General features: G+C 58.0%; 2 rRNA genes (1 of these 2 only partly in view). Both read left to right on the top strand.

The annotated features are described in order from the left end of the window. Positions 1–99: 99 nt before the first annotated feature. A 16S ribosomal RNA gene (locus ABT137_RS50810) occupies positions 100–1,622 on the top strand. A 300-nt stretch (positions 1,623–1,922) separates the two neighbouring features. Then, positions 1,923–3,180: ribosomal RNA gene (locus ABT137_RS50805) — 23S ribosomal RNA — on the top strand (it continues 1,294 nt past the right edge of the window). The 16S and 23S rRNA genes sit together here, the layout of an rRNA operon.

Raw genomic sequence — 3,180 nt, 5'->3', positions numbered from 1 at the left:
GGTTCCTTTGAAGAAAACACAGCGAGGACGCTGTGTGCGAGAGGATCATTCCTCCTCTCGCACCGCTCTCGTGTGTGTCGTCCCGATTACGGGAAAACATTCACGGAGAGTTTGATCCTGGCTCAGGACGAACGCTGGCGGCGTGCTTAACACATGCAAGTCGAACGATGAACCACTTCGGTGGGGATTAGTGGCGAACGGGTGAGTAACACGTGGGCAATCTGCCCTTCACTCTGGGACAAGCCCTGGAAACGGGGTCTAATACCGGATATGAGCCTGGGAGGCATCTCCCGGGTTGTAAAGCTCCGGCGGTGAAGGATGAGCCCGCGGCCTATCAGCTTGTTGGTGAGGTAATGGCTCACCAAGGCGACGACGGGTAGCCGGCCTGAGAGGGCGACCGGCCACACTGGGACTGAGACACGGCCCAGACTCCTACGGGAGGCAGCAGTGGGGAATATTGCACAATGGGCGAAAGCCTGATGCAGCGACGCCGCGTGAGGGATGACGGCCTTCGGGTTGTAAACCTCTTTCAGCAGGGAAGAAGCGAAAGTGACGGTACCTGCAGAAGAAGCGCCGGCTAACTACGTGCCAGCAGCCGCGGTAATACGTAGGGCGCAAGCGTTGTCCGGAATTATTGGGCGTAAAGAGCTCGTAGGCGGCTTGTCACGTCGATTGTGAAAGCCCGAGGCTTAACCTCGGGTCTGCAGTCGATACGGGCTAGCTAGAGTGTGGTAGGGGAGATCGGAATTCCTGGTGTAGCGGTGAAATGCGCAGATATCAGGAGGAACACCGGTGGCGAAGGCGGATCTCTGGGCCATTACTGACGCTGAGGAGCGAAAGCGTGGGGAGCGAACAGGATTAGATACCCTGGTAGTCCACGCCGTAAACGGTGGGAACTAGGTGTTGGCGACATTCCACGTCGTCGGTGCCGCAGCTAACGCATTAAGTTCCCCGCCTGGGGAGTACGGCCGCAAGGCTAAAACTCAAAGGAATTGACGGGGGCCCGCACAAGCGGCGGAGCATGTGGCTTAATTCGACGCAACGCGAAGAACCTTACCAAGGCTTGACATACACCGGAAACGTCTGGAGACAGGCGCCCCCTTGTGGTCGGTGTACAGGTGGTGCATGGCTGTCGTCAGCTCGTGTCGTGAGATGTTGGGTTAAGTCCCGCAACGAGCGCAACCCTTGTCCCGTGTTGCCAGCAGGCCCTTGTGGTGCTGGGGACTCACGGGAGACCGCCGGGGTCAACTCGGAGGAAGGTGGGGACGACGTCAAGTCATCATGCCCCTTATGTCTTGGGCTGCACACGTGCTACAATGGCCGGTACAATGAGCTGCGATACCGTGAGGTGGAGCGAATCTCAAAAAGCCGGTCTCAGTTCGGATTGGGGTCTGCAACTCGACCCCATGAAGTCGGAGTCGCTAGTAATCGCAGATCAGCATTGCTGCGGTGAATACGTTCCCGGGCCTTGTACACACCGCCCGTCACGTCACGAAAGTCGGTAACACCCGAAGCCGGTGGCCCAACCCTTGTGGAGGGAGCTGTCGAAGGTGGGACTGGCGATTGGGACGAAGTCGTAACAAGGTAGCCGTACCGGAAGGTGCGGCTGGATCACCTCCTTTCTAAGGAGCACTTCTAGGCTGCTTCGGCGGTCCAGAGGCCAGTACATCGGCGAATGTCCGGTGCTGGTTGCTCATGGGTGGAACGTTGACTACTCGGCACACTCGGATTGCTTCTCCTCCCAGTACTGCTCGTCAGAGCGTGGAACGGATGAGGGAAGAGGCGAGGGTGTCGGGCACGCTGTTGGGTGTCTGAGGGAATGAGATTCCCTCGATGCCGGCCCCAGTGAACTCGCCCGTCAGGGTGGGGTGATGGGTGGCTGGTCGTTGTTTGAGAACTGCACAGTGGACGCGAGCATCTGTGGCCAAGTTTTTAAGGGCGCACGGTGGATGCCTTGGCACCAGGAACCGATGAAGGACGTGGGAGGCCGCGATAGTCCCCGGGGAGTCGTCAACCAGGCTTTGATCCGGGGGTTTCCGAATGGGGAAACCCGGCAGTCGTCATGGGCTGTCACCCGCTGCTGAACTCATAGGCAGTGTGGAGGGAACGAGGGGAAGTGAAACATCTCAGTACCCTCAGGAAGAGAAAACAACCGTGATTCCGGGAGTAGTGGCGAGCGAAACCGGATGAGGCCAAACCGTATGCGTGTGAGACCCGGCAGGGGTTGCGTATACGGGGTTGTGGGATCTCTCTTCTGTCGTCTGCCGGCGACAGGACGAGTCAGAAACCGTTGATGTAGGCGAAGGACATGCGAAAGGTCCGGCGTAGAGGGTAAGACCCCCGTAGCTGAAACATTGACGGCTCGTTTGAGAGACACCCAAGTAGCACGGGGCCCGAGAAATCCCGTGTGAATCTGGCGGGACCACCCGCTAAGCCTAAATATTCCCTGGTGACCGATAGCGGATAGTACCGTGAGGGAATGGTGAAAAGTACCCCGGGAGGGGAGTGAAATAGTACCTGAAACCGTGTGCCTACAAGCCGTGGGAGCATCCTTGTGGTGTGACTGCGTGCCTTTTGAAGAATGAGCCTGCGAGTTTGCGGTGTGTTGCGAGGTTAACCCGTGTGGGGTAGCCGTAGCGAAAGCGAGTCCGAAGAGGGCGTATGAGTAGCACGCTCAAGACCCGAAGCGGAGTGATCTAGCCATGGGCAGGTTGAAGCGGAGGTAAGACTTCGTGGAGGACCGAACCCACCAGGGTTGAAAACCTGGGGGATGACCTGTGGTTAGGGGTGAAAGGCCAATCAAACTCCGTGATAGCTGGTTCTCCCCGAAATGCATTTAGGTGCAGCGTCGTGTGTTTCTTGCCGGAGGTAGAGCACTGGATAGGCGATGGGCCCTACCGGGTTACTGACCTTAGCCAAACTCCGAATGCCGGTAAGTGAGAGCGCGGCAGTGAGACTGTGGGGGATAAGCTCCATGGTCGAGAGGGAAACAGCCCAGAGCATCGACTAAGGCCCCTAAGCGTACGCTAAGTGGGAAAGGATGTGGAGTCGCACAGACAACCAGGAGGTTGGCTTAGAAGCAGCCACCCTTGAAAGAGTGCGTAATAGCTCACTGGTCTAGTGATTCCGCGCCGACAATGTAGCGGGGCTCAAGCGTACCGCCGAAGTCGTGTCATTGCG

The sequence above is a fragment of the Streptomyces sp. NPDC001980 genome (assembly GCF_040296885.1).
Classification (GTDB): Bacteria; Actinomycetota; Actinomycetes; order Streptomycetales; family Streptomycetaceae; genus Streptomyces.
Note: the sequence above shows the minus strand (reverse complement) of the source record. Positions and strands in the feature narration are given on the sequence as shown.